Genomic DNA, 3,210 nt, shown 5'->3' with positions numbered 1-3,210 from the left:
CCGGGGTCTTTACCCGTCTCCCGCACCATTGCGGGGCGAACGGGGCAAGAGGGCCGTTTCTTCGCAAGGCCGAATGCCTCGCAAAGGTCCTGTCGAGCCGAAGCTGTCTGAACGGGCGCGCACATAAGGGCGATCCCACGAAAAAGCAAGCGAAACCGAGGGCAACATGGACCGCACAAGCCCCCCTTTTGCAAAACTGCGCAGTCGGCAACTCATCGGGAAAAACAGTTGCTTAGGATGCAAATCGCCGTGCGAGTTATCACTTTGCGGGCAAGCGCCCGTCTGCAATCCGATCATTGCTGCCACCCAGCCTCGGCCCCTCTCCATAGCGATAATCGCCTGAATAGGACAGGCAAATCAGATCGGGCGGGGCGCTTTCAGGAGCCGATTTTCACCGCGTCGATTGCGGCCGCAATCGCATCATCGCGTGAAAGGTCGCTGGTATCGATCACGAGGGCATCGGGCGCGGCGACAAGGGGGGCATCCTTGCGGCCCATGTCGCGTTCGTCACGCCGGCGAATGTCCAGCGCGATGTCGTCCAGCGTAGTCGCCACGCCGCGCGCCTGCATTTCCTTCCAGCGTCGTTCCGCCCGCGCATCCACGCTGGCGGTGATGAACAGTTTCACGTCCGCATCCGGGGCGATGACCGTACCGATGTCGCGCCCGTCCAGCACCGCGCCGCCCGGCTGCGTGGCGAAGGCGCGTTGCCGGTCGAAGAGGGCCTGCCGCACGCCAGGGTGCACCGAGACCCGGCTTGCAAGCCCGCCAGTTTCCTCGGTGCGCAGATGCGGATCGTTCAGCAGGCTATCGGGGAAGCTGCATGCAGCCAGCGCGTCGCCCGCATCGTCGGGGTCGCCGCCATCTAGAAACACCTGCCGCCCCACCGCGCGGTAGAGCAGGCCCGTATCGAGCAGCGGCAGTTCGAAATGCGCTGCAAGAGCAGAGGCGATGGTGCCCTTGCCACTGGCGGTGGGGCCATCGACGGCGATGATCACGCGGCAGCCTTCCTGCTACGCAGGGCTTTGCCGAGGCCATAGATCGCAATCGCCGCCCAGAAACCTTCAAGCACCAGACTCGGCCAGTTGGTGTGGACCAACAGCGAAACCGTCAGGAGCGCCGCACCCGCCAGATTGGTGCCGTGGAGCACGAAGGGGTTGGGGTCGGACTTTACCGTCATGTAGGCGTAGGCGGCGATGATGCAGGCCATGCCTGCGAAGCCGACCAGCGTGTAGATGTCGAAGGTCACGCGCTGGCTCCGTAGAGCAATGCGGCGAAGCCCGGGAAGCTTGTCGCGATGGGGCGGACATCGTCGATCTCCACCCCGTTGCTGCTGGCGAGCCCTGCCACGGCCATGCTCATGGCGATGCGATGATCGAGGTGGGTAGCGACGGCGGTATCCGTGGTTCCCCGAAGGGGTTTCCCTCCGCTGCCGTGGATGACGAGTCCGTCGGGCATTTCCTTCACCTTCGCGCCTGCTTCGGCGAGCGCGGCAGCCATGGCGGCGAGGCGGTCCGATTCCTTCACGCGCAATTCGTCCAGCCCTGTGGTGACGGTCGTGCCCTCGGCAAGCGTGGCCGCAACGAACAGTACGGGAAACTCGTCGATCATGCTGGGGGCGATGGCTGGGTCGACCTCTACGCCCGACAATGCCGCGTGGCGGACACGCAGGTCCGCGACCGGCTCTCCGCCCACGTCGCGTGCGTCCAGTTCCTCTATATCCGCCCCCATCTGCCGCAGGACGGTGAAAATGCCCGCGCGGGTGGGATTCAAACCCACGTTTTCGATCACGAGATCGCTTCCCGGAACGATACTGGCCGCGACGGCGAAGAAGGCCGCGCTCGACGGGTCGCCGGGCACCGTCACGTTGCAGGGTTTGAGGTCCGCTGGGCCGTGAATTCGGACCACGCGCTCCCCATCCTCCTCGCCCGTGTCCAACTGGGCGCCGAAACCGGCCAGCATCCGTTCGGTATGATCGCGGGTGGGAACGGGTTCGATCACCGTGGTGATCCCGGGGGTATTGAGGCCCGCCAGCAGTACTGCGCTTTTCACCTGAGCGCTGGCGACCGGCAGACGATAGGTGATGGGAACCGCGGGCTCCATCCCTTCGATCAGAAGCGGCAGAGTGCCTCCCGGCGATGGTTCGAACCGCGCGCCCATCTCGCTCAGGGGGTCGATCACGCGGCCCATGGGGCGTTTCGAAAGGCTGGCGTCACCCGTCAGCACGGCGGTGATACCCTGGCTGGCGAGCAGACCCAGGAACAAGCGCGTAGAAGTCCCCGAATTGCCCATCTCCAGCGCGCCCTGCGGTTGCAGGAAGCCGCCAACGCCCACGCCGTCCACGATCCAGTCTTCTCCGTTTCGCTCGACAGTGGCGCCCATGGCGCGCAGGGCAGCGGCGGTGGCCAGCACGTCCTCGCCCTCAAGCAGGCCGGAGATTCGGCTGCGCCCGACGGCCAGTGCCGAGAACATCAGCGCGCGGTGGCTGATCGACTTGTCTCCTGGCACCCTGATGCGCCCCGTGAGCGGGCCGCGTGGGGCGAAATGGCGGGGCTGCGGTGTATCGGCTGTCATGCGGCGCGGGTCTTTGACAGGGGCACCCCATTCTGGCAAGGCGCGCGCCGCTGTTGATTCCGGCCCGCCCGGACACCATCAATACATCATACGAATTCCATGCCCCCGGCTGTTGGCCGATGGCAGCATCTAATCGAGGACACCAATGGTCAAACCCGAATGGGGCACCAAGCGCACCTGCCCCAAGTGCGGCGAGCGCTTTTACGATCTGGGCAACGACGAGCCCGTCACCTGCATCGAGTGCGGCGAGGAATGGTCGCCCGAGCCGGTGCTCAAGTCCAAGCAGCCGATCCCGTTCGAGGACGACAAGAAAAAGAAGAAGGACGGCGAGGCCGACAGCGATCTGGGCGGCGACGACGATGACGACGATCTGGACGATATCGAGGACGATGACGAGGGTTCACCCGATGCCGACGTCGATCTCGACACCGGCGACGACGATCTGGGCGTCGCCACGTCCGACGACGACGACGATCACGACAATTAATTAGCACTTGCGTTGCGCGGGGCACCCTCATAAAGGCCTGCACCCGCAAGCAGGCGTGCCTCCCAGGGTGCGCCGCGATGGAAATGGCTCGGGGCCTTAGCTCAGCTGGGAGAGCGCTACAATGGCATTGTAGAGGTCAGCGGTTCGATCCC

At 64.9% G+C, this 3,210-nt stretch carries 4 protein-coding genes; 1 reads left to right on the top strand and 3 read right to left on the bottom strand.

Annotation, left to right across the window (positions count from 1 at the left end; translation table 11 throughout):
* Positions 1-377 precede the first annotated feature (377 nt).
* The 3 genes from ACFDTG_RS16535 to aroA are packed head-to-tail and all read right to left on the bottom strand — an operon-like array spanning position 378 to position 2,571.
* The gene (locus ACFDTG_RS16535) at positions 378-995 is read right to left on the bottom strand and encodes a (d)CMP kinase (protein ID WP_375292012.1); all 618 of its coding nucleotides are present in this window, start codon (positions 993-995) and stop codon (positions 378-380) included.
* Entirely contained in the window at positions 992-1,207 is a 216-nt protein-coding gene (locus ACFDTG_RS16530) for a permease (RefSeq protein ID WP_375292013.1), read from the bottom strand. The genes ACFDTG_RS16535 and ACFDTG_RS16530 overlap by 4 nt, the downstream gene beginning before the upstream one ends.
* Positions 1,208-1,242: 35 nt before the next feature.
* On the bottom strand, positions 1,243-2,571 hold the full coding sequence (gene aroA / locus ACFDTG_RS16525; protein WP_375292011.1) for a 3-phosphoshikimate 1-carboxyvinyltransferase: 1,329 nt from the start codon (positions 2,569-2,571) through the stop codon (positions 1,243-1,245).
* Positions 2,572-2,716: 145 nt separating this feature from the next.
* On the opposite strand from aroA, the gene ACFDTG_RS16520 reads away from it, so the two are divergent.
* Positions 2,717-3,058: an FYDLN acid domain-containing protein gene (locus ACFDTG_RS16520; protein WP_375292010.1), complete on the top strand. Its 342-nt coding sequence runs from the start codon at positions 2,717-2,719 to the stop codon at positions 3,056-3,058.
* Positions 3,059-3,210: the final 152 nt, after the last annotated feature.

This window comes from Qipengyuania sp. (assembly GCF_042095715.1).
GTDB lineage: Bacteria > Pseudomonadota > Alphaproteobacteria > Sphingomonadales > Sphingomonadaceae > Qipengyuania.
Note: the sequence above shows the minus strand (reverse complement) of the source record. Positions and strands in the feature narration are given on the sequence as shown.